Source organism: Dyadobacter sp. 3J3 (assembly GCF_009801115.1).
GTDB lineage: Bacteria > Bacteroidota > Bacteroidia > Cytophagales > Spirosomataceae > Dyadobacter.
The window spans coordinates 147,272-169,590 of the sequence record NZ_VTOL01000007.1 but is presented as its reverse complement, the minus strand read 5'-3'; the positions used below and the strand labels follow the sequence as shown (position 1 = coordinate 169,590).

19 protein-coding genes are annotated in these 22,319 nt (G+C 39.9%); 11 read left to right on the top strand and 8 right to left on the bottom strand.

Features of this window, described 5'->3' with window-relative positions; all coding sequences use genetic code 11:
- Positions 1 to 36 precede the first annotated feature (36 nt).
- The 5 genes from atpH to FZF08_RS16535 all read right to left on the bottom strand — a co-directional run bounded on the left by atpH (position 37) and on the right by FZF08_RS16535 (position 3,476).
- Positions 37 to 573 carry an ATP synthase F1 subunit delta gene (gene atpH, locus FZF08_RS16555; protein ID WP_159470722.1) on the bottom strand — a complete coding sequence of 179 codons (537 nt, stop codon included), beginning with the start codon at positions 571 to 573 and terminating at the stop codon, positions 37 to 39.
- Positions 574 to 623: 50 nt separating this feature from the next.
- A complete protein-coding gene (gene atpF / locus FZF08_RS16550) occupies positions 624 to 1,118 on the bottom strand; it encodes a F0F1 ATP synthase subunit B (RefSeq protein WP_229216570.1) in 495 nt (164 codons plus the stop codon).
- 189 nt (positions 1,119 to 1,307) lie between these two features.
- Positions 1,308 to 1,571, bottom strand: a complete 264-nt coding sequence (gene atpE, locus FZF08_RS16545) for an ATP synthase F0 subunit C (RefSeq protein WP_090335138.1) — start codon at positions 1,569 to 1,571, stop codon at positions 1,308 to 1,310.
- A gap of 47 nt (positions 1,572 to 1,618) precedes the next feature.
- The gene (gene atpB / locus FZF08_RS16540; protein ID WP_159470720.1) at positions 1,619 to 2,713 is read right to left on the bottom strand and encodes a F0F1 ATP synthase subunit A; all 1,095 of its coding nucleotides are present in this window, start codon (positions 2,711 to 2,713) and stop codon (positions 1,619 to 1,621) included.
- Positions 2,714 to 3,155: 442 nt separating this feature from the next.
- Positions 3,156 to 3,476: an AtpZ/AtpI family protein gene (locus tag FZF08_RS16535; protein WP_310590599.1), complete on the bottom strand. Its 321-nt coding sequence runs from the start codon at positions 3,474 to 3,476 to the stop codon at positions 3,156 to 3,158.
- Positions 3,477 to 3,611: 135 nt separating this feature from the next.
- On the opposite strand from FZF08_RS16535, the gene FZF08_RS16530 reads away from it, so the two are divergent.
- From FZF08_RS16530 to uvrC, 5 genes are all read left to right on the top strand, one after another.
- Complete coding sequence (locus tag FZF08_RS16530) at positions 3,612 to 5,780, top strand: tetratricopeptide repeat protein (RefSeq protein ID WP_229216569.1); 2,169 nt, start codon at positions 3,612 to 3,614, stop codon at positions 5,778 to 5,780.
- 73 nt (positions 5,781 to 5,853) lie between these two features.
- A complete protein-coding gene (locus tag FZF08_RS16525) occupies positions 5,854 to 8,151 on the top strand; it encodes a transglycosylase domain-containing protein (protein WP_159470716.1) in 2,298 nt (765 codons plus the stop codon).
- A gap of 27 nt (positions 8,152 to 8,178) precedes the next feature.
- Positions 8,179 to 10,455 (top strand): transglycosylase domain-containing protein, encoded by a 2,277-nt coding sequence (locus FZF08_RS16520; protein WP_159470714.1) that lies wholly within the window; start codon positions 8,179 to 8,181, stop codon positions 10,453 to 10,455.
- A 100-nt stretch (positions 10,456 to 10,555) separates the two neighbouring features.
- Positions 10,556 to 11,695 carry a glycerate kinase gene (locus FZF08_RS16515; protein WP_159470712.1) on the top strand — a complete coding sequence of 380 codons (1,140 nt, stop codon included), beginning with the start codon at positions 10,556 to 10,558 and terminating at the stop codon, positions 11,693 to 11,695.
- A gap of 55 nt (positions 11,696 to 11,750) precedes the next feature.
- Entirely contained in the window at positions 11,751 to 13,562 is a 1,812-nt protein-coding gene (gene uvrC, locus FZF08_RS16510; protein WP_159470710.1) for an excinuclease ABC subunit UvrC, read from the top strand.
- 1 nt (position 13,563) lies between these two features.
- Here the strand turns inward: uvrC and FZF08_RS16505 are convergent, their stop codons facing one another.
- Both FZF08_RS16505 and FZF08_RS16500 read right to left on the bottom strand, forming a co-directional pair.
- The gene (locus FZF08_RS16505; protein WP_159470708.1) at positions 13,564 to 14,403 is read right to left on the bottom strand and encodes a polysaccharide deacetylase family protein; all 840 of its coding nucleotides are present in this window, start codon (positions 14,401 to 14,403) and stop codon (positions 13,564 to 13,566) included.
- A 55-nt stretch (positions 14,404 to 14,458) separates the two neighbouring features.
- Positions 14,459 to 15,691 carry an NAD(P)/FAD-dependent oxidoreductase gene (locus FZF08_RS16500; RefSeq protein ID WP_159470706.1) on the bottom strand — a complete coding sequence of 411 codons (1,233 nt, stop codon included), beginning with the start codon at positions 15,689 to 15,691 and terminating at the stop codon, positions 14,459 to 14,461.
- 187 nt (positions 15,692 to 15,878) lie between these two features.
- Between FZF08_RS16500 and FZF08_RS16495 the strand changes: the two genes are divergently transcribed.
- Genes FZF08_RS16495 through FZF08_RS16470 form a run of 6 tightly spaced genes read left to right on the top strand, consistent with a single transcriptional unit; the run spans position 15,879 to position 21,364 of the window.
- A complete protein-coding gene (locus FZF08_RS16495; RefSeq protein WP_159470704.1) occupies positions 15,879 to 16,931 on the top strand; it encodes a saccharopine dehydrogenase family protein in 1,053 nt (350 codons plus the stop codon).
- 54 nt (positions 16,932 to 16,985) lie between these two features.
- Complete coding sequence (locus FZF08_RS16490) at positions 16,986 to 18,524, top strand: aldehyde dehydrogenase family protein (protein ID WP_159470702.1); 1,539 nt, start codon at positions 16,986 to 16,988, stop codon at positions 18,522 to 18,524.
- Between the two features lie 60 nt (positions 18,525 to 18,584).
- Entirely contained in the window at positions 18,585 to 18,851 is a 267-nt protein-coding gene (locus FZF08_RS16485; RefSeq protein WP_159470700.1) for a PqqD family protein, read from the top strand.
- Between the two features lies 1 nt (position 18,852).
- Positions 18,853 to 19,284: a lasso peptide biosynthesis B2 protein gene (locus FZF08_RS16480; protein WP_159470698.1), complete on the top strand. Its 432-nt coding sequence runs from the start codon at positions 18,853 to 18,855 to the stop codon at positions 19,282 to 19,284.
- Positions 19,285 to 19,299: 15 nt separating this feature from the next.
- On the top strand, positions 19,300 to 20,220 hold the full coding sequence (locus FZF08_RS16475; RefSeq protein ID WP_159470696.1) for a serine kinase: 921 nt from the start codon (positions 19,300 to 19,302) through the stop codon (positions 20,218 to 20,220).
- The gene (locus FZF08_RS16470; protein WP_159470694.1) at positions 20,213 to 21,364 is read left to right on the top strand and encodes a nucleotidyltransferase family protein; all 1,152 of its coding nucleotides are present in this window, start codon (positions 20,213 to 20,215) and stop codon (positions 21,362 to 21,364) included. The genes FZF08_RS16475 and FZF08_RS16470 overlap by 8 nt, the downstream gene beginning before the upstream one ends.
- On the opposite strand, the gene FZF08_RS16465 is transcribed toward FZF08_RS16470, so the two are convergent.
- A complete protein-coding gene (locus FZF08_RS16465; RefSeq protein ID WP_159470692.1) occupies positions 21,345 to 22,289 on the bottom strand; it encodes an aldose 1-epimerase in 945 nt (314 codons plus the stop codon). The genes FZF08_RS16470 and FZF08_RS16465 overlap by 20 nt on opposite strands.
- Between the last annotated feature and the right edge of the window lie 30 nt (positions 22,290 to 22,319).

Here is a 22,319-nt window from a genome sequence, read left to right as displayed (position 1 = left end):
GCAACCGGGTCTTTCTAATTATACAGATAAAAATTTTTAATTGGCAAATTCCAATTTCAATTCGTTCAGGCGGCTTCTAAGAGAAGCATCAATCTGACGGTCGTTTACGCGAAGTAAATAGCCACCGATTAGTGCAGGATCCACTTTTTCTTCCAGCTCAACCGTTTTGCCAGTGGCGTCTGCCACAATTTTATTAAACTGTTTACGCAATTCCTCAGTTAAAGGAGTTGTTGTGATCACAGTTGCTTTTTGAATACCTCGGTATTCATCATATGCCGTTATAAATTCCTCGGCAATCGCATCAAGAATTGACTCCCGGTTCTTTTTTGTAATGATCGTAAAAATGGAATAAGAAACAGGGTTCACTCTTTCGAAAAATATTGCTTTCAAAATAGCCAGTTTCTTTTCGTGACGAACTACCGGACTTTTAAGTGCCAGCATCAACCCACGGTTTTGTTGAGCAGTATCCAGGAATAATTTCATATCCGAGTAAACAGCTTCAACAACATTTTTTTCTTTTGCCAGCTCGATAAGTGACTTGGCGTATCTGGCGGCAACTATACCTACTGACATAGGGAATTAATTAATTTTGAATGAAATGAACCTTACCTCTTCTTAACGAATTAGTTCATGCGAGCAGATGATGCAAGATCTGAAATCAGTTTTTCCTGAGATTCTTTATCTTTCAATTCGCGGTGCAATACTTGTTCAGCGATTTGAAGAGATAAAACGGCAACTTCCTTACGCATTTTTGAGATCGCAGCATGTTGTTCGTTACGAATTGTATCACGTGCACTTTCAATCATTTTCTGGCCTTCAACAACTGCTCTGTCTTTCGACTCAGCGATCATACGGTCAGAAGCTTCTTTTGCGTCACGAAGAATACGGTCACGAACGGCATTGGCTTCAATGATCAGTTTTTCGTTATCAGCTTTCAGTTTAACCATTTCAGATTTGGTTCTTTCTGCAAGATCCAAAGCACCCTGAATTTCGTTTTCACGATCTTTTAAGCCTTTAATGATTGGTTTCCATGCGAATTTCGCAAGAATGAAAACTACCAGTAAAAATACCACCAGCATCCAGAAAATAAGACCTGGGTTTGGAGTAAGCAATGACATAATATCTGAGTTTTGTGAGTTGTAAAATCTTTAAATGCGAAGTTCAGGTTATAATAACAATTCCTTCAAAGCACTCTCTTTTTTGATAAAATCCGTGGAAGCCTATTGCTTCCACGGGAATTTTTTTTGCCAACTTCCAGGCCTAATGCGCGAGAAGATACAGCCGGGAGGTAAATCCCAAATTCGTTACTAAAGCTTGAACGAGATAAGCAGACAGATAACCGCTGCGAACAACGCTACCGCTTCGATAAGAGCAGCAATGATAAGCATTGCAGTTTGGATAGCACCAGCAGCTTCTGGCTGACGAGCGATACCTTCCATTGCAGAACCACCAATTTTACCGATACCAAGACCAGCACCGATAGCAGCAAGGCCAGCACCGATAGCAGCACCGAAAACAGCTAAACCTGCACCACCTTGTTCTGTAGCCTGAAGCAAAATTTGAAGCAACATAATTGTGTTTGTTTTAAAATATAATTAATAAAAAAAGAGATTAAAAATCAATGTCCGTGATCTGCATGGCCATGCTCTTCAATAGCACTGCCGATGTACATAGACGATAACAGGGTAAAAATAAATGCCTGGATAAACGCCACCATGATTTCGATGAAGTTGAGGAACAAGGCAAATAAGGATATCACCGGAGCAATAAACATGCTCTGGAAAATAAAGATCAATCCAAAAAGACTTAAAAGAATAATGTGACCGGCTGTCATGTTAGCAAAAAGACGAACCATTAATGAGAACGGCTTCATGAATACACCAACAACCTCAACAGGGATCATAATAAGCAACAACGGAGCAGGAACACCCGGAGGACTTACAAGGTGTTTGTAATAGTTTTTGTTGGCATTGATATGAACAATGATGAACGTGATCACTGCAAGAGTCATTGTAATAGCAATGTTACCCGTAACGTTTGCTGCACCAGGAAGAAGACCTAAAATATTATTGACAAGAATAAAGAAAAACAATGTCAAAAGATATGGAAGGTATTTTTCGTAGTTAGGGCCAACATTTGGTTTAACAACATCGTCACGAATGAAAAGGATTACGATTTCCATTGCAGACTGAAATCCTTTCGGTGCTTTTCCTACATTACGTTGGTAAGCTTTACCAATGCTTGTGAAAATAAGAACCAGAATGATTGCGCTAAGCATCATAGAAGCTACATTTTTCGTAATTGAAAAATCATAGATCTTACGCTCGTGGTCAACAGGCTCAATCGTTTCAGAATCTCCGTGAACTAAGTGATAGCCATTATATTCATGGTGCTCATTGTGGAAATTTGAAGATGAGAATAATTCAATTCCGCGATCAGCAGAATAAAGAATTACAGGAAGAGGAATAGCAATGCCATGCGAAAATTCCCACTCGTGGGAATCTGCAATGTGGTGCATGATCATCTGTCCGATATTAAATTTCTGTTCGGACTCTTCCAGATTATGTTCTATTTCGTGCTCTTCCTGATTCACAGTATCTGCAATCGGATTCGGTTCATGTTGAGCCGATTCCTGAGCTTGCGCCGGAAGGTTAAAAAAGCAGGTTGCCGCTACTAGGGCAGTCGTTATAAAGAGTCTTAAAGGCGTATACATAAATGCTTGAAATACTATGCTTTGTCAATCGCGGCGCAAGTTACAATACAAACCATATATTTCAAAGCATGTGTAAAATAAATACAGTGCAAAAAAGTTGATAATGAATGTAAATGAATTAGTTAACCCCGAATATAAAAATACGGCAATAAAGATTATACTCAGGATTAAGCGTCCGACTATTGTAGAAAGGTAAAACGGCACAAATTTTTCACGGTTGTTTTTCAGGCCGTATTCCATCAGCCTGTGGATGAGAAATGACAGCAGTACAAAGAAGGTCAGGATGTACCATATATAAGGATGTATCCAGGCAGCATTGACAAAACGCTGTACTAGAAATAATGCAATTGCTAAAATAATGGAGGCTATAATGCTTCGTAACATGTGAACTGATTGTGGTAATTTTGACTGTAAGTAAATGGTAGGTAACTGGTGACAAAAATTATTTCACCTTGGGCATGCTGCGTATTAATAAGTACAAAGATGCGGCAATGGAAGTAAGTGATAATACAAGCGTCCAGACAGGCGTTTTGTTCATTTGCCACTGATCAAGTTTGTAACCGGCATACGTAAAAACGAGTATTGTACCCAGCATCTGCATGGCCATTCCTGAGTAGCGGAGGAAATTTGAAGGCGTTTTTTCGGAATTTCCCTTGTTTGAAAAAGGTTTGTTTTCCTGTTTTTTCCATTCGTTTTTATCCTCTTCCATATTCGTTTTTGTAGAATTTATAGGTAAAGTTGCTTCTAATTTTGTAAATGGCATTATCTTCGATACGTTATTAGGTAAAATACCGTTTTAGTTTTGCCCGGAAAAGATAAAATATCATCCCTAAAGTCTTTATTTGTGACTCATACACTACCCCGTTTTATTCAAACAATAGTCTTCAGTTTATTGTTTGTGTGCTTGCTGATAGGGTGTTCTCAGTACAGCTCCCGCCCGGCCGCTGTAAACTTTCATAATGTTTCGTCTCATTACAACGCCTATTTCATTGCTGAACAGGATTTGCAGGAAGCAGAATTCGCTATGCGGGCAGCTTTTAAGGAAGATTATAATCAGCTGATACCAATTTTATTGCCTCTGGATTCGATTCTGGCAATTCCGGTAAAACCTCAATTGCTGGATGCCGTGAAGAAAACTTCTATCGTTGCTGAAAAACACCAGAATAGTAAATGGGTTGACAACAGCTACATTATCCTTGGAAAATCCCGTTTGTATCTAGGCCAGTGGGCGGATGGTCTGGAAGCGTTACGTTATGTGTATGCAAACGGAAAAGATGAAAACGACAAAAATAATGCATTGATCGTTTTGATGCGTGCCTATATAAGCCGGAAAGATTATTCCAACGCTCTTGGTGTTGCAGAATATCTTAGCCAGCAGACTTTAACCAAAGATGCGACCAAGGATTTTTATTTGACGAAAGCCTATTTGCATCAGCAAAATGGTGAATATCTCACCTCGGTTGCGATTTTGGAAGAAACGTTTCCGCTGTTAAGTAAAAACATAGAAACGGCAAGAGTACACTTTGCCGCGGGCCAAATGTATGATCGGCTCGGACAATTTGTTTTGGCAAATAAACATTACAAAAGCGTCAGCAAAAATCGTCCGGATTATGATCTGGGGTTTTATTCTTCCATGAATTCATTACAAAACCAGGTTATTATTGATCCAAAAACTGATGTTTCATCGGTTGGTTTTGACAAAATGCTGCGTGACAGAAAAAACAATGATCTTCGTGACAGGATCTATTTTACAATGGGACTTTTGGCCGAACATAGAAAGCAATTACCCGAAGCCGTAAAATATTTGCAAAAATCGGCCTCTTTGGCGTCTGGCAAAAATAATGTTCAAAAAGCATACACTTATTTACAGCTTGCACGTATCCATTATGATGCCCTGGAAAGATATGAACTGGCGAAAGCTTATTATGACAGTGCTCTAATTATTCTTCCAAAAGATGCCCAGGAATATCGAGTAGTTTCGGATCGTAAACTGGCACTTGATAATTTTGTCACGCAGCTAACCATAGTAAAAATGGAGGACAGCTTGCAGATTCTGTCGCAAATGAATCCAAAGGCGCTGGATGATAAAATCGACAATATTATTGAAGAGCAGGAAAAGGCCAGGATTGAAGATGAGAAACGTCTTAAAGCAGCACAGATGGCCGCAAATAACCAGATCAATTTAAGTCCGGGCGGATCCATTCCGAATAGCACTGACAGACGTTGGGAATTGTACGATCCCGCTATGATTAACCAGGGGAAAATTGAATTCCGAAGAGTTTGGGGAAACCGGACGCTTGAAGATGACTGGCGCAGAAGTACTAAGCAAGTATCTTCCATAGCATCCAGAAGTGGTAACCCCGCCGATAGTACTTCCAATGGCAACGGACTGCCGGCTGTTGCCGCTGAACCCGTCATGACAAAAGGTACTGCATTATGGCAGGCGAGACACGACAATCTTAAAAAGAATATTCCTTTAACAGATTCTAGTTTTACGGTTTCTCAAAAAAAGAAAGAGGACGCATTATATAATCTTGGTAAAATATACCGGTTTGATCTAAAAGAACCAGATCGGGCTGTGGCAACTTTTAACAGGGTTTTAACAGAATATCCAAAAACGCAATACAGGGAAGAAATCTATTATCTGATGTACCTGACCTTGGCTGAGGAAGACAATAACCGTATTGTCTGGAAAGACAAACTGACCTCAGAGTTTCCAAATTCAACCTATGCCCGGTTAATTAATAAGTCTGTTAGTAATGGAACCGGCGATGATAAAAACAGAAACAATCCTGTGAAGGCGTATGAAAGCGCTTATCAGTTATATGCAGATGGGAATTTCACCAAAGCCCTGGAAGAAATTGAAGCAGATTTGCCGGCTTATAAAGGAAGTATGCTGGAAGATAAATTTGCACTGCTCAGAGTATTTTTAGTGGGCAAAGTCAGAGGACGGGAGGCCTATCTGCAAGCTATTAACGAGTTTGTTCGTTTGTATCCCGGCAGCATGTATTTGCCAAGACTTAAAGAAATGCAGGAATCTCGGGAAATTTCAGTTGGGAAGAGATAATTCATGGAAATTGTATCTTTGTTGACCTGATTGATCCGTTTAAATACGATTTACAAATAAATTATCCCCACATATGATTGAATTGCAGCCAGGAAAATATCGTCGCAGCATTGTCCGCCTTTGGAAATTTGCTGCAATTGGCCTGGGTCTTTTTATATTTTACATTTTCTCCGTCAGCATAAATTTATTATGGCTTTTCGGTGGAATGCCTGATCTTAAAACACTCGAAAATCCTAAAAGTGAACTTGCGTCTGAACTGATTTCTGAAGATGGAAAATCTTTGGGAAAATACTTTTTTGAAAACCGCACACCGATTGAGTTTGACCAGATTTCACCCAATCTTATCGAAGCGCTGGTTGCTACTGAGGATGCACGATTTGTCAATCATTCCGGTATAGATCCGAGAAGTCTGGCCCGTGTATTCAAAGGAGTTGTTTCCGGAAGTTCCAGTTCCGGTGGAGGAAGTACGCTAACACAACAGGTTGCAAAAAACCTTTTCCAAACCCGTTCTGAAAAATATGAAGGTATTTTGGGTAAAATTCCTCTGGTGCGAACAGTTATTGCAAAAACCAAAGAATGGATTTTGTCCGTTGTTTTGGAAAGGAAATATACCAAAAGGGAAATCATGATGATGTACCTGAATACGGTATCTTTTGGAAATAATACCTACGGAATTAAAGTAGCTTCCAAAACATACTTTGACAAGGATGCATGGGATGTTAACGTAAGTGAAGCCGCACTTCTGGTTGGGATGCTTCAAAATCCTACTTTATATAACCCGCTTAGATTTCCGACCAATGCCCTGAATCGTAGAAATACCGTTTTGGCACAAATGGTAAAATACAATTATCTGCCAGTAGAAAAATTTGAGACTTTGAAAGAAAAGTCCTTGGGAATGAAATTCACTGTTGATGGACATAATACAGGTTTAGCGCCTTATTTCCGGGAATCCATGCGTGGGTATATGAAAGCCTGGGTGAAACAATTCAACGAAGAAAACGGAACCGATCTGGATTTATATACCAGCGGACTTCGGATTTATACCACCATCGATTCCCGGATGCAAAAGTACCAGGAAGATGCGCTGAATGAGCATATGCGTACACAGCAAAGGCTTTTTGATGCACATTGGCAAGACAGAAATCCCTGGGCTACTCCAGACGGAAAAGAGATCCCGGGATTTATTGAAAAAGCGGTTAGGGCTTTGCCTTATTTCAATGTTTTGAAAAAAGAAGTAGGGGAAAAGGAAGCGTGGAAAGTAATGCGTCGTCCGTACAAAATGAAAGTTTTTTCTTACGATGGCGAAAAAGAAATGACCATGAGTCCGATTGATTCCCTGCGATATTACAAAAGATTCTTACATGCCGGAATGATGTCGATGGATCCGCGAAACGGACAAATAAAGGCGTGGGTTGGTGGTATTAACTTCAAATATTTCAAATACGACCACGTAAAACAAGGGGCTCGTCAACCTGGTTCTACGTTCAAACCATTCGTTTATGTTTCCGCTTTGGACAAAAACTTTTTGACACCTTGTGACCGTATCATGGATGCTCCGGTTCATTTTGGACTTTCGGATGGTGTTCCGGGAGGATGGACACCGCATAATTCGGGAAATAAATTTTCTTATCGTCCTTTGTCATTGAGACAGGCACTTGGGAAATCCGTAAATTCGGTAAGTGCCAATATTATTAAAATGGTGAAGCCGAATACTGTTGTAGAATATGCTCACAAACTGGGTATAACGAGCAAATTAAATCCAAAACCTTCCCTTTGTCTTGGTATTAGTTCGGTTACTGTTTTTGAAATGGTAAACGCTTATTGCTCTTTTGCAAACGGCGGACACAGGACCGAAGCGATGTCGATTTTGAGAATTGAAGATCGTAATGGTAATGTTTTGCAACAATTTTATCAAAAACAAAATCAGGAATTGAGTGAGAATATGGCATATAGTATGCTGTATCTGATGCGCGGTGCCGTAGAAGATCCGGGTGGAACAGCCAGTCGTTTAAGAACTTATGGTGTGACGGAAGGAAATGAAATTGCAGCAAAAACCGGAACTTCTCAAAATTATTCTGACGGATGGTTTATGGGCATGACACAACATCTTGTTTCCGGAATCTGGGTTGGCGGTGAAGATATGTCCATACATTTCCGAACCATGCAGCTCGGACAGGGCGGTCACGTTGCGATGCCGGCATGGGGTTTGTATATGAAAAAAATATACGACGATCCGACATTGATCCAATATAAAAAAGGAGCTTTCAATAAACCTGAAAATTTTGTTCTAAATTGTGGAAATGTAGCTTCTGACAGCACAGATACCTATATTCCACCTTCCCGTTCCGATGACGAAGGAACATTGTTTTAAATATAATCACTTAGGAAATTTTATTTTATGATTGAGTTGCAGCCAGGGAAATACCGTCGCGGCATAATACGCGTGTGGTTGTTTACAGCATTGGGCCTGGGGCTTTTTATACTTTATATAGTTGCCGTCAGTTTTAATTTTTTATGGCTGTTTGGCGGAATGCCTGATCTTATCACCCTTGAAAATCCTAAAAGTGAACTTGCTTCTGAATTAATTTCGGAAGATGGAAAATCATTGGGAAAGTATTTCTTCGAAAACCGTACACCGGTAGAGTTTGACCAGGTATCTAAAAATGTAACTGATGCTTTGCTAGCAACTGAGGATGCCCGTTTTTTGAGCCATTCTGGTATTGATCCAAGAAGTATGCTCCGGGTTGCCAAAGGGGTTTTACTTGGAAATTCAAGTTCAGGTGGAGGAAGTACCTTGACACAACAAGTTGCCAAAAATCTTTTTCAAACACGTTCAGAAAAATTTGAAGGCTTGCTTGGTAAAATTCCTTTTATCAGAACAGTTATTGCCAAAACCAAGGAGTGGATATTGTCCATTACTCTGGAAAGGAAATATACCAAACGGGAAATCATGATGATGTATCTGAATACCGTTTCGTTTGGAAATAACACCTATGGTATTAAAGTTGCTTCAAAAACCTATTTTGATAAGGAACCAGCAGATCTTGAAGTAAGTCAGGCGGCGTTGCTGGTAGGTATGCTTCAAAATCCTACGTTGTACAATCCTTTGAGATTTCCGGTAAATGCTACGAACCGCAGAAATACCGTTTTGGCTCAAATGTCAAAATATGATTACCTGCCGGAGGATGAATTCGAGCGTTTAAAAGATAAGCCACTTGATTTGAGATTCACCGTCGATGGACATAATACAGGCCCTGCTCCTTATTTCAGGGAGTCAATGCGTGGTTATATGAGAGCCTGGGTCAAACAATATAATGATGATAACGGAACTGATTATGATTTGTATACCAGTGGTTTGCGGATTTATACAACCATAGATTCCCGTTTGCAGCAATATCAGGAAGAGGCAATGAACGAGCATATGAAAACGCAGCAAAAACTTTTTGATGCGCACTGGAAAGGCAGAAATCCCTGGGCAGATGAGAATGGAAAAGAAATTCCCGGATTTATTGAAAAGGCGGTTCGCTCTTTGCCCTACTTTAAAGTTTTAAAAGCGGAAATTGGTGAAGATGAAGCGTGGAAAGTAATGCAACGACCCTACAAAATGAAGGTTTTTTCTTATGATGGAGAAAAGGAAGTAACAATGAGTCCGATGGATTCAATTCGGTATTATAAAAGATTTTTACACGCCGGGATGATGTCGATGGATCCGAGAAGCGGAGAAATCAAGGCTTGGGTTGGTGGCGTAAACTTCAAATATTTCAAATACGATCACGTGAAGCAGGGAGCACGTCAGCCAGGTTCTACCTTCAAGCCTTTTGTATATGTTGCCGCTCTGGACAAAAATTTCCTGACGCCTTGCGATAAAATCGTAGACGCACCAGTTCCTGAAAATGAATATAATCCACAGAATTCGAATGGGAAATATACCAATCAGGCACTCACATTGAGACAAGCATTGGGTCAATCTGTCAATTCTGTCAGTGCCGCTATTATTCAAATGGAAAAACCGGAAACGGTAGTGGAATATGCACATAAGCTGGGTATCACGAGCAAACTGGATCCGTATCCATCTCTTGCGTTGGGTGTAAGTTCTGTTTCTGTTTTTGAAATGGTCAATGCCTATTGTGCTTTTGCTAACGGTGGATATCGGTCGGAAGCTATGACAATTTTAAGAATCGAGGACCGGAACGGTAATGTTTTACAGGAATTTCATCAAAAACAAAATCAGGAATTGCAGGCTTCCATTGCTTATGAAATGCTGTATTTAATGCGTGGAGCTGTGGAAGACAGAGGTGGAACTGCCGGACGTTTGCATTCTTATGGTGTAACGAGCGGAAATGAAATTGCCGCAAAAACAGGAACAACCAACAATCAATCGGATAGCTGGTTTATGGGAATGACGCATAATCTGGTATCCGGAATTTGGGTTGGCGGAGAAGATATGAATATACATTTCAGGACCATTGAGTTGGGGCAGGGTGGACGTGCAGCGATGCCTGCCTGGGGTTTATACATGAAAAAGGTATACAACGACCAAACGCTGATTCAGTACAGAAGAGGTGCTTTTGTGAAACCGGAAAACTTCGTTCTGGATTGTGGCAATGTTGCTTCCGATAGTACCGACACGTATATTCCGCCATCGAAATCAGATGACGAAGGAACCTCATTTTAAAAATTAGAGTAAGCAAAAGCCAAGAGATTCTTTAATTCAGTAGTGTTTGGAAACCCCCATTCATACATGTTATCATTCACCCATTCAAAACTGAATTCCCGTGTACATACTTGTTGCCCCTGACAAATTTCGTGGCTCTCTGGAAGCATCTGAGGTTTGCCAATCTGTGGCAGAAGGAATACGCCTTGCTTATCCGGATGCTGAAATTATTTCGGTTCCACTGGCTGATGGTGGCGAAGGGACCACAAGAATTTTGACAGAACAATCAAAAGGTAAATTTGTAACGGCTGTTGTTCATGATCCTTTGGGAAGATATATTGAAGCGGAATATGGGCTGTCTGGTGATGGAAATACAGCATTTATTGAAATGGCAGCAGCTTCGGGTTTAAATCTTTTGAAACCGGAAGAGAGAAATCCATTACTAACCAATACCTACGGAACAGGGGAATTGATTTTGCATGCGATCAATTCAGGGGTAAAAAAAATAATTCTGGGAATCGGTGGAAGTGCCACAACAGAAGCGGGAATTGGAATGGCTTCGGCTTTGGGCTATAAATTTTTGGATGAAAATAGCAAAGAAGTGATGACTAACGGCGAAAATCTTTCTTCGATAAAATTCATCAAAATGGAAAATGTCAATCCGCTTTTAAAGTCGGTGGAATTTATTGTAGCCTGCGATGTTACCAATCCGCTATATGGAGAATCGGGTGCAGCCTATGTCTACGGGCCGCAAAAGGGAGCAGACGTAGCGATGGTTTCTCAATTAGATAATGGATTAAAAAATATTGCAAAAGTAGCATCTGAAACTTTTGGTACTGATATCAGCTTCAATCCGGGTGCTGGCGCAGCCGGTGGATTGGGTGCGGGCGCGCTTTGGTTTCTTAGTGCAGAACTTCGCGAAGGTGTCAGTATTGTCATGGAGCAAACGAATATTGCTGAGCATGTTCAAAAAGCTGATCTGGTTATTACTGGCGAAGGAAAAGTTGATGAACAAACCTTGCAGGGAAAAGTTGTGAAAGGATTGGCAGATCTTTGTCAGGAAAATAATGTACCGCTGGCTGTTGTTTGCGGCACGCTCATGATATCGCCGGAAGAAACCCAGAACGCAGGAATAACTTATGCCGTTTCGGTTTTAAATCGCCCTATGAATTTGCAGCAGGCGGAGACGGAAGCTTATTCACTGGTACGTGACGCAACTTTTCATTTGGTAAGGTTGTTTTTTAACAAGAGCCGGAATTGATGATTCTGCTCTGGATATCAATAAACTTCGCATTCGCTTAAAAAGTCCATAATACATGTCCGAATTTAATTACAAAGAGGAGCTTTCTAAAATTCCTTTTGATCCTGGTGTTTACCGTTATTTTGACGATACCGGGGAGGTAATTTATGTTGGAAAAGCAAAAAGTCTGAGAAACAGGGTTTCAAGTTATTTCTTAAAATCAAATCAGCACGACCGGAAAACAAAAAGGCTGGTCAGTCAGATCCGCAGGATTGAATATACGATTGTACATACCGAATGGGATGCTTTATTGTTGGAAAACCAATTGATAAAACAATTTCAGCCCAAATTTAATATTCTTTTAAAAGACGATAAAACATATCCATTCATCTGTATTACAGACGAGCGTTTTCCGCGTGTATATGTAACACGCGAACTGGATAAAAAACGCGGGACGTTTTACGGTCCGTTTGCCAATTTGCGGTCCATGCATACGCTGCTGGATATGTTCAAGGCACTGTATACGATCCGTTCCTGCCATTTGCATTTGTCCAAAGAAAATGTTGAGGCTGGGAAGTTTAAGGTTTGTCTGGAATATCATATTGGTAACTGTAAGGGTCCTTGCGAAGGTTTGCAATCGGAATCTGATTATAATGTTGAGGTTGAGCAGATTCATCACATGCTTAAAGGAAACCTGACATTGCCACAGCAATATTTCAAGGAGAAAATGCTGGCAGCGGCTGAACAAATGGCTTTTGAGCAGGCGCATTCGTGGAAAACCAAGATTGAGCATTTATCTAATTTTCAAAGCAAAGCCACGGTTATCAATCCTAAAATTGGTAATGTCGATGTACTTACGATTGTTTCAGATGAGGAATCTGCCTATCTGAACTTTATGAAAATTACCGAAGGATACATGATTGCCACGCAGACTTTTGAAGTCAAGAAAAAGCTTGATGAAACGGATGAAGATCTATTGGCAATGATGATCGTTGAAATGCGTGAAAAATATGGCACGGCAGCAAAAGAATTGATCTCCAATATAAAACCGGATCTTGAATTAAAACTGGAACTGGTGATTCCGCAAATTGGTGACAAGAAAAAACTGCTGGATATGTCCATGAAAAATGTGATGTATTTCCGCCGTGAAAAAGCAGAGCGCAGAGAAGTTGAAAACTCAGCCAGTTCTTCAAAAAAGGATCGGGTTTTGATAAAATTGAAAGCTGATCTTCAAATTAAAACTTTACCCCGCCACATTGAATGTTTTGATAACTCGAATATTCAGGGCACAAATCCGGTGGCTTCGATGGTGTGTTTTAAGGAAGGGAAAGCGTCTAAAAAGGATTACCGTCATTTCAATATTAAAACAGTAATTGGCCCCAATGACTTTGCGTCCATGAACGAAATTGTGGGCCGGAGATATTTGAGGGTTATCGCAGAAAATGAACCGCTTCCCGATCTAATCATTGTCGATGGTGGAAAAGGCCAGTTGAGTGCGGCTTGTGATGCACTCAAAAGTTTAGGAATATATGGTCAGGTGCCGATTATAGGTATTGCCAAACGTTTAGAAGAAATCTATTTTCCGGAAGATTCGCTGCCTTTGTATATCGATAAAAGATCAGAATCCTTAAAACTCATACAACAGATCCGCGATGAAGCGCACAGATTTGCGATCACTTTTCACCGGGATAAGCGAAGCAAAGGAAGTCTGGTTAGTGAGCTTGATGGCGTAGTTGGTGTTGGAAAAGTTACCGCTACCAAGTTGTTAAAACATTTTGGTTCGATCCGTGCAATCCGTGAAAGTTCGGTAGAAACGTTAACAACACTGATTGGACTGGACAGAGCAATGAAGGTAAGAGCCTATTTCGACACCATGGCACATCAATGAATCATTTTCCTTTCAAAGGATACTTTTCCAGTTTTGAAAAAGAATAACCTTGCTTTTTCAAAACTGGAATTATTTTTTCCAGGGATTCAAAAGTATTCCATTCCGGATGATTGAAATGCATGATGATCAGAGCGCCTGGTTTTACATTTGACAATACACTTTTTTCTATTATCGGAATTTTGGTAAAAGGCACTGCATCACCCGAAAGCACATCAAAACTAATTACTGTTACGTTAAGTTGTCTGGCTATTTTAGCACAGGCTTCATCGGTAAAAGCCGTGGCGGAACGGTAAAACTTTGGACGCCTTCCGGTGATAAACTGAATTTTTCGTTCGTTCGCTTCAATTTCATCAAAAGCATCCGGAACATCCGGCGTTCCTTTTATACCATATTCACTTTCTCCGTCCACAGAGCAGGGCTGATGATTAAGCCCATGATTTTCTATTTCAAAAAGCGTATCCTTACTTAATTCCAGGAAAGTATTATAGTTGGCATCAATCCATTTTCCGGTAACAAATAAAGTTGCCGGGATTTTTTCTTTTCTCAAATAATTAATCAGTTCCGCATCATAACCACTTCCACGCGGACCACCACAAGCATCAAAAGTCAGCGCCAAAAGTTTTTTATTTGTCACGATATCTTCATCGACACCCTTTACAAATTCTCCCCAGCTTCCGGGAACAACGTGTGCAAATTCTTTAAGAACAAGATCTTTTTGTGTATTGTAAGTCTGATCCTTATAAAGCTGACGTAAGAAATAATCATTTTTCAAATCAGCGGTCTGAGCCAGAATGAAATTTCCGGAACAGATAATAAAGATGGAGAAGACGAAAAATTTCATTGAAAATAATGGCGGGTTGAGGATTTTGGTTTTAACAGATATGTGATCATTAAAATTAAGAAATTCGCCCGATTTCTTTTCCGGCAACAAAACCGGTTGTCCATGCGTTTTGAAAATTGAAACCTCCCGTGATACCATCAACATCCAGAACTTCACCAGCGAAAAATAGTCCCGGCACTTTTTTACTTTCCAATGTTTCCTGGTTGATATCATCGAGTGCCAGACCTCCACAGGTTACAAATTCTTCTTTATAAGTACTTTTTCCTTTTACATCAAATTGACTGTTTGTCAAAAGTTCTGCCATCCGGTTTAGTACTTTATTCGTAGCATCTGACCAACGCAAATTTTCGGTAATTTCTGCCTTTTCAGCAAATGCTTTCCACAACCGAATCGGTAATCCGAAACGAGCATGTGAGGTAATTTGCTGTTTCGGAGTATTCGATTTTTCAGCGATCAGAAATTCCCGGACCTGTTGTTCGTTCATGTCCGGAAGCCAGTTGATTTTAAAAGTAAAATGATAATTCATTGCGGCCAAATCCCGGGCACCCCAGGCGGACAGCTTTAAAATAGCGGGTCCGCTAAAACCCCAGTGTGTCAGCATGACAGGGCCGCGCCATTCATGTTTGGTGCCAATTATTTTTACATGAGCATCCTGAACCGCAACGCCGGAGAGCGGCAATAAATATCCATCAGGAACATTAAAGGTGAATAAGGACGGAAAAGGCTCGACAATGGAATGATCATGTGTACTGATCCAGTCAAAACCACTGGTTTTTGGATGGCCACCCGTTGCTATCAAAAGTTTGTCTGCTAATATGGCTTCCTCTGTATCCAGATGAAGTGAGAATTTTGGAACATTTTCCATATCCGTCCAGGCAAATGACTTAACGCCCGTACTGGTTTTTATATCAATATTTAGAACTTTTGCAGCTCTTAACAGGCATTCGATTATGGTTTGTGATGAATCCGTGACAGGAAACATTCTGCCATCGGCTTCTGTTTTTAGTTTTACTCCCCGGTTTTCAAACCAGTTGACCGTATCCTGCGCATCGAAACGTGACAAAAGTTTTCTTAGAAATTTTTCTCCTCTTGGATAATTTTTGATAAAAAAACGGAGATCAGACGGTTGGTGTGTGACGTTGCATCTTCCACCGCCGGAAATGCGGACTTTATTTAAAACCGTTTTATTTTTTTCTAAAATGATAACGCGTGCATCAGGATACGTTTCTGCGGCTGTTATTGCCGCCATAAATCCCGAAGCACCGCCTCCAATAATCACAATCTGCATAATACGAATTGATGTAAAACTTACAAAAATGACCACTAAGTTTTATAAAACTGCAATTTCTTTGCCTATCTTTCATTAAATTCTTTTAGAGAGAAGCGTGGCCGGAACATTTAATTATTGCAACGCTGTAAATAATTGTTGACAAACGTATTCCCTGATTGAAATTCACACTTCATCTTAAATCATTATGAAAAACATTGTTGTCATAGGATTAGGAAAGGTTGGTTCGCTGGTCGCCACCCTGCTTAGTAAGCGATTTGAAGTAACTGGTATCGACAAAACAAAACCGCCTGTTGAAATTCCGTTTTTATTTAAAGCTGGCGATATTTCTGAAAATGTTTTTTTGGATGAAATTCTGACAGGTGCTGATGCTGTGGTTTCCTGCATGCCCTACAATTTAAATTTGCCGATAGCCGTAATGGCTTATCAAAAAGGCATTCATTATTTTGATTTGACGGAGGATGTTTACACAACTTCCGCCATTCGGGAATTAGCGAAGGACAGTAAAGGCGTCATGGTGCCGCAATGCGGATTGGCACCTGGTTTTATAGGAATTGTAGGTATGGATCTGGCGAAACGTTTTACCAAAATCCGTGATATTGAATTGCGGGTTGGTGCTTTGCCGCGCTATCCAAACGGCTTAATGGGTTATTCATTTACCTGGTCCCCGGCCGGTGTAGTGAATGAGTATATCAATGATGCCGAGGTAATTCATAATGGTGTCAGAAAAATGGTACCGTCTTTGGAAGGTATTGAAATGATCAATATTGAGGGGCAGGAATTTGAGGCATTCAGTACATCCGGCGGTTTGGGCACGATGTGTGAAACCTTTGAAGGGAAACTGGATACTTTAAATTACAAAACCATACGTTACCCAGGTCATTGCAGTCTGATGCGATTTTTGCTTTATGAATTGATTCTAAAAGAAAAACGTGAACTGGTTGAGCAAATATTAACCGAAGCCAAACCGCCTGTTCAGCAGGATGTAGTGTATGTTTATGCGGTTGTGGAAGGCTGGAAAGGGGAGTTTTTGGAAAGAGAAGAATTTTACAGAGCTTATCATCCTATCAAAATCGACGACCAGCATTGGCGCGCGATTTCGTGGACAACTGCGGCGTCCATTGCTTCGGTAGTAGAAATGGTGGCGGACGGAAGTTTGCCAGGCAGTGGTTTTATCAAACAGGAGGATATTTTGCTGGATGATTTTATGAAAACTACCAACGGCAACTTATTCTATTAAGACGTAAAAATAGGCAGATTTAGTACCAAGGTTTATTTTACATTGATTGATACCATGATTGATATACAAGCAATTCTTACCAAACTGAATATAAATCCAGTTAACCCGGGTATCATTACAGGTTTGAAATCCTGGAATGGAAGCGGAGAAATTCTGGAATCTTATTCTCCGGTGGATGGAAAACTGATTGCAAAAGTGCATTCTGCTAATCCCGAAGATTTCGAAGAGGTAGTGGAATCGGCAAGCCAGGCTTTTAAAATATGGAGACTGGTTCCTGCACCAAAACGCGGTGAAATTGTGCGCCAGATTGGTGAGCAATTGCGGATGAATAAGAAGGAATTAGGCACGCTTGTAAGTTATGAAATGGGTAAAAGCTTGCAGGAAGGCCTTGGTGAAGTTCAGGAAATGATTGATATCTGTGATTTTGCGGTCGGGCTTTCCCGCCAGTTATACGGTTTGAGCATGCATAGCGAACGGTCACAACACCGGATGTATGAACAATGGCAGCCATTGGGAATTGTGGGTATTATTTCTGCTTTTAATTTTCCGGTTGCAGTCTGGTCATGGAATGCGATGCTTTCCTGGGTTTGCGGCGATGTGTGTATCTGGAAACCTTCGGAAAAAACTCCGCTTACAGCAATCGCCTGTCAGAATATTATTCAAATTGTTTTAAAAGACAATCAGCTCCCGGAGGGTATTTCTTGTATTATTACAGGCGGAAGGGCTGTTGGAGAATATCTTGCGGATGATAGTAGAATTGCGTTAGTATCTGCGACGGGTAGTACCGGCATGGGAAAAGCAGTTGGTGAAGCGGTTGCCAGAAGGCTTGGTAAAAGTTTACTTGAACTTGGTGGGAATAATGCGATCATTGTAACAGCTTCGGCAGATTTAAATGTTGCCATTCCAGGAATTGTTTTTGGTGCAGTTGGTACAGCCGGACAGCGTTGTACTTCTACGAGAAGACTAATTGTTCATTCTGATATTTATGAAGAAGTTAAAAACCGCCTGATTAAGGTTTATGCTCAGTTGAGAATTGGAAATCCTTTGGATGAAAATAATCATGTTGGGCCGCTTATTGATAAACTTGCCGTTGATCATTACGAAGATGCGATTGAAAAAATAAGAAAGGAGGGAGGCCATTTTATTATTGACCCGAAGGTATTAAAAGGAGATCAATACGATTCGGGTTGTTATGTGGCTCCATGCGTGGCGGAAGTTGAAAACGATTTTTCTATCGTACAGACCGAGACTTTTGCACCCATTTTATATCTAATAAAATATGAGAGTCTGGATGAAGCCATTGAGTTGCAGAATGCTGTTCCACAAGGACTTTCATCCTCTATTTTTACATTGAACATTCGGGAGTCTGAGCAATTTTTATCACAGTCCGGTTCAGATTGCGGAATTGCCAATGTTAATATAGGAACTTCCGGTGCAGAAATTGGCGGAGCTTTTGGAGGAGAAAAAGAAACAGGCGGTGGCCGCGAATCAGGATCTGATGCCTGGAAAGCCTATATGAGAAGGCAAACAACAACAATTAATTACAGTTCGACACTTCCTTTGGCGCAGGGAATAAAATTTGAGATCGAGTAATTATTATTTCTAACTTTGTAAGCTAATGGCAAACTTGTTTTGCTGCAATACACTATTACTATGAAATATAAACTGACAACCCAACAAATTGCATCACAGGTTGGGGGAGAAATCGTGATTCTTAATCATAACAAAGGAGCTTACTACGGTCTGGATGAAGTAGGAGCGTTGGTTTGGAATAACCTGGAAAAAGAACCTAGCACTCTGGACGCTCTTTGTGAGGCAGTTACGGTTGAATATGATATTGACAAAGAAACTTGTCAGGAGGATATTGAATTACTTTTGAAAGATCTTATTTCCGAGAAACTGGTTGAAGAAACTGAATAATATGTCAGACTATTTAAAAAAATGGGCTACTATTACTGGCGGTGCAAAAATTAAATTTTTGCAGGCGGGATTTGTACTTGTTGTAATAAAAATGGGTTTGGCTATTTTACCTTTTTCTACTTTTCGCAAGTTATTTTACAGAATTTCTAAATCAGAAATCAAAAAAAATCTGAATTCACAACAGATTTCAGAAGTTGTTTGGGCTGTAAATACAGCTGCCAATGTGATTCCTCTGGAATTGGTTTGTTTGCCAAGAGCATTAGCCACCAAGTATTTGTTAAGGAAAGTCCCGTCTTTAAGTCTCGAAATTGGTATCGAAATTAATCCAGCCAAAGCCTTCGAAGCACATGCCTGGGTTGAAAGGGGAGGAGAAATAATTATCGGGGACTGGTCTGATTCAGTTTCCTATCAACGTTTATGGGTTTGGGAATAATTTACAATCACACACATGTATTTTTATAAAGCGTACGGATTAAATATTATCTCCGAAATTGAATTGCCTGAACTAAGCGTTGCGGACCCTTTGAATTCCTGGGACCTTCATATAAAACGTGGCATTATTATTTCTCCAAAGTTTAAGAAAACCTCAATATATAGAAGGGGAATCCGTGCTCTTTTTGGAAAGAATAATGAAAATCTTATTCTTCATTGGGAAGGTCTCGCAACTTTTGAAGCCATTAATGGCAACGAGCTAATTGTTTCTGCTCTAACAGACGACAATAACCTGATAAGTCTTTTCACCGTAAGTGAAGCACTTGGGTTGATTTTATTTCAAAGAGGATATTTCTTACTGCATGCAAGTTCTGTCAAAGTTGGAAATGAAGCCTGGTGTTTTATGGGTAGTCCTGGCGCAGGTAAATCAACAACAGCTGCAGCATTTGTAAAAGCAGGCTGCCCTTTGTTAAGTGATGATTTAACGGCTATAAAGTTTAACGAAGAAGGGAAAGCAGTTATAGTTCCGGCTTACCCTCAATTGAAAATATGGGACAATACGGTTAATGGTTTATCTTATGAAAAATCACAATTAACACCCGTAAGCGAAGGTGTTAATAAGTTTTCATTTAGGCCGGATGGTACTTTTGATTTAAATCCTGTTTCATTAGGTGCCATATACTTCTTGCATAAAGCAAAGAACCAGGCTAAATTGGCTGAGCTGAGTACATTTTCTATTCCGGTTGAAATGTTGAAAAATTTCCCGTTACCGTTTACTTTATTATCTGGGGAGTTGATAAAACAGCATTTTCAACAGAGCTTTCAGTGTGCTAAATTAGCAAAAATTTGGAAGAAGAGAAGACCAGCTGGTTTTGAACTACTGGAAAAATGGGTTCAGGAAAGTATCTCTCTAAATACAGAAATGCTACATGTCTGATCTTTTACTTTCTGCCAAACTTTCATTTTTGATAAAATCTTCTCTCAATAGTCAGGTTGCTAAATCATTAGCGAAAGAATCTGATACCGATCCGGATTGGGAGGAATTGATAGAACTATCTCAATATCATCAGGTTAGTGCATTACTTTATAACTACTTTGATTTAAATAAAAATAAAGAAATTCCTGCTGATTTATTAGAAAATCAGAAACAGCAAAGCACCGAGCATGCAGTATACAACATGCTTTTCCTGAAAAAATCAGTAGAACTCAATTCAGCTTTGGCTGCGGATGGGGTAAATGCTTTTTTAATGAAAGGTGCTTTGTGGGCCTGGATGTTATATGAAAATCCAGGTTTTCGCGAGTTTGGTGATATTGATTTTTTTATGCCGGAAAATCAAATCAAAGACGGGTTGAAAGTAATGGCCAAAAATGGTTTTGAACCTGATCATTATAGGAAATATTTATTAGAAAAGGACAGCGTAGCTAGGTTATATTTTAATACTGACTATCAGTTGCCGCTCACTCCGGTTGGAAGCAGTATGTTGAAGTCACTGGAAGTACAATGGAACACAACGTATCCACGGTATCACTATTCATTTAAATGGGAAGAATTGACAGATCGTATGATGTCGTTCAACATTTTAAATGACACGCTTATGGTACCGAATATTGAAAATCAGCTCTTGATGATGCTTGTTCACCACGCTGGTGTTGAGCAATGGGATAAGTTGAAATTCATGGCAGATTTTGTACGACTACTTAGAAAGTTTTCTTCACATCTGGACTGGTCGTATGTAATCAGGGTTACAAAATACAAAGGATTTTACAAGCTTCTCCTTGAATCGCTCGGGCTGGTATATGTTTTTACAGGAGAAAATTACCTGCATTTTTGTGGTGATAATTTGGAAAGGAAATATCCCACACAAAGGTTTTTAAATGCTGTTTTAATTCACTGGGAAAATAAACGTGAAAAACCTGTAACGAAATCCTGGCAGATCTTTTACTTCAATATGATTTACAGAGACAGGCTAAGCGACAAACTTGCTATTTTGTTCAGCCACTTAGCCTATCTTTTGGAATGGAGATTAATCATTCCGAAAGCGCGTTGGTATCGGCGTCAGCCTAAACCAGTTTCAGATTAATTGTTCCGGAAATTGTATTTCCCGGAGACAGAATATTTAATCCTTCACCATTATTGAAGGCATTTACATTAGCAGTTAGCGGCTCGATCGCTATACAATCTCTTGCAGGCGGTGTATAAACAACCAGATAATTAAATTTTCCATTACCGGTTTCCTGCTCAATCTGCAAAGTCACATGTTGTCTTTCAGATATTAACTCAGTAACAACTTTGTCTGTTTTGCTTTTTACTACAAAAGCATTATCCAAAGCTTTTTTGAATAAGGGCATAGCGCCTTCTTCGACCACAAATGCCGCGGTATCAATTGGACTCATTCGATTATCAAAAACCACAATAGTATCGGACGGAATATTTATTTTCCAAGCGTCCACATCTTCATTACCTAATACGAAATATGGATGCCAGCCGAACATAACCGGGCAAGGTTCAGAACCAACGTTTTTTGCTTCATAAGTGAGAGAAAATACTCCTGAGATATTCAGTGTATACTTTACCGAAAAATCAACAGAAAAAGGATAACCTTCCTTTTCTCTCAAAGCATATGATAATTTTATATAAGCCTGATCGGCCTCAACAACCTGCTCTTCCAAATTGAAAGCATGTTTGCGTACTAATCCATGAATGGCATTTTCGTTATCATTTTGAGCCAACTGATACTCTTTTCCAAGAAAGTGATATTTTCCTTCAGGAATCCGACTGGCGAATGGAAAAAGAAGTTCTCCAGCACTTTTTGTATCTTCCAAAAGTTCACTAGGAGTTCCCGGCGTTTTTAACAAGGAGAATAGCGTATTATCTTTTCTTAATGACAACTGACGGGCGATTCCACCAAGCTCCGGAACAATTACACAACGGTTGTTTGTAGCAGTTTCCTGAATCACATATTCGGTTAGCTCACCATATTTCTCTTTAAGTATTTCGAATGACATAGCAGGTATTAGTTTTAGGATTTGGTATTG

What these genes read in the sequence shown, in the direction of transcription:
- FZF08_RS16500 (WP_159470706.1), bottom strand. Translation starts at nt 15,691, where the DNA reads ATGCAGATTGTGATTATTGGAGGCGGTGCTTCGGGATTTATGGCGGCA.
- atpE (WP_090335138.1), bottom strand. Translation starts at nt 1,571, where the DNA reads ATGTTGCTTCAAATTTTGCTTCAGGCTACAGAACAAGGTGGTGCAGGT.
- atpB (WP_159470720.1), bottom strand. Translation starts at nt 2,713, where the DNA reads ATGTATACGCCTTTAAGACTCTTTATAACGACTGCCCTAGTAGCGGCA.
- FZF08_RS16490 (WP_159470702.1), top strand. Translation starts at nt 16,986, where the DNA reads ATGATTGATATACAAGCAATTCTTACCAAACTGAATATAAATCCAGTT.
- FZF08_RS16485 (WP_159470700.1), top strand. Translation starts at nt 18,585, where the DNA reads ATGAAATATAAACTGACAACCCAACAAATTGCATCACAGGTTGGGGGA.
- FZF08_RS16505 (WP_159470708.1), bottom strand. Translation starts at nt 14,403, where the DNA reads ATGAAATTTTTCGTCTTCTCCATCTTTATTATCTGTTCCGGAAATTTC.
- FZF08_RS16475 (WP_159470696.1), top strand. Translation starts at nt 19,300, where the DNA reads ATGTATTTTTATAAAGCGTACGGATTAAATATTATCTCCGAAATTGAA.
- FZF08_RS16480 (WP_159470698.1), top strand. Translation starts at nt 18,853, where the DNA reads ATGTCAGACTATTTAAAAAAATGGGCTACTATTACTGGCGGTGCAAAA.
- uvrC (WP_159470710.1), top strand. Translation starts at nt 11,751, where the DNA reads ATGTCCGAATTTAATTACAAAGAGGAGCTTTCTAAAATTCCTTTTGAT.
- FZF08_RS16495 (WP_159470704.1), top strand. Translation starts at nt 15,879, where the DNA reads ATGAAAAACATTGTTGTCATAGGATTAGGAAAGGTTGGTTCGCTGGTC.
- FZF08_RS16520 (WP_159470714.1), top strand. Translation starts at nt 8,179, where the DNA reads ATGATTGAGTTGCAGCCAGGGAAATACCGTCGCGGCATAATACGCGTG.
- atpH (WP_159470722.1), bottom strand. Translation starts at nt 573, where the DNA reads ATGTCAGTAGGTATAGTTGCCGCCAGATACGCCAAGTCACTTATCGAG.
- FZF08_RS16465 (WP_159470692.1), bottom strand. Translation starts at nt 22,289, where the DNA reads ATGTCATTCGAAATACTTAAAGAGAAATATGGTGAGCTAACCGAATAT.
- FZF08_RS16525 (WP_159470716.1), top strand. Translation starts at nt 5,854, where the DNA reads ATGATTGAATTGCAGCCAGGAAAATATCGTCGCAGCATTGTCCGCCTT.
- FZF08_RS16535 (WP_310590599.1), bottom strand. Translation starts at nt 3,476, where the DNA reads ATGCCATTTACAAAATTAGAAGCAACTTTACCTATAAATTCTACAAAA.
- atpF (WP_229216570.1), bottom strand. Translation starts at nt 1,118, where the DNA reads ATGTCATTGCTTACTCCAAACCCAGGTCTTATTTTCTGGATGCTGGTG.
- FZF08_RS16470 (WP_159470694.1), top strand. Translation starts at nt 20,213, where the DNA reads ATGTCTGATCTTTTACTTTCTGCCAAACTTTCATTTTTGATAAAATCT.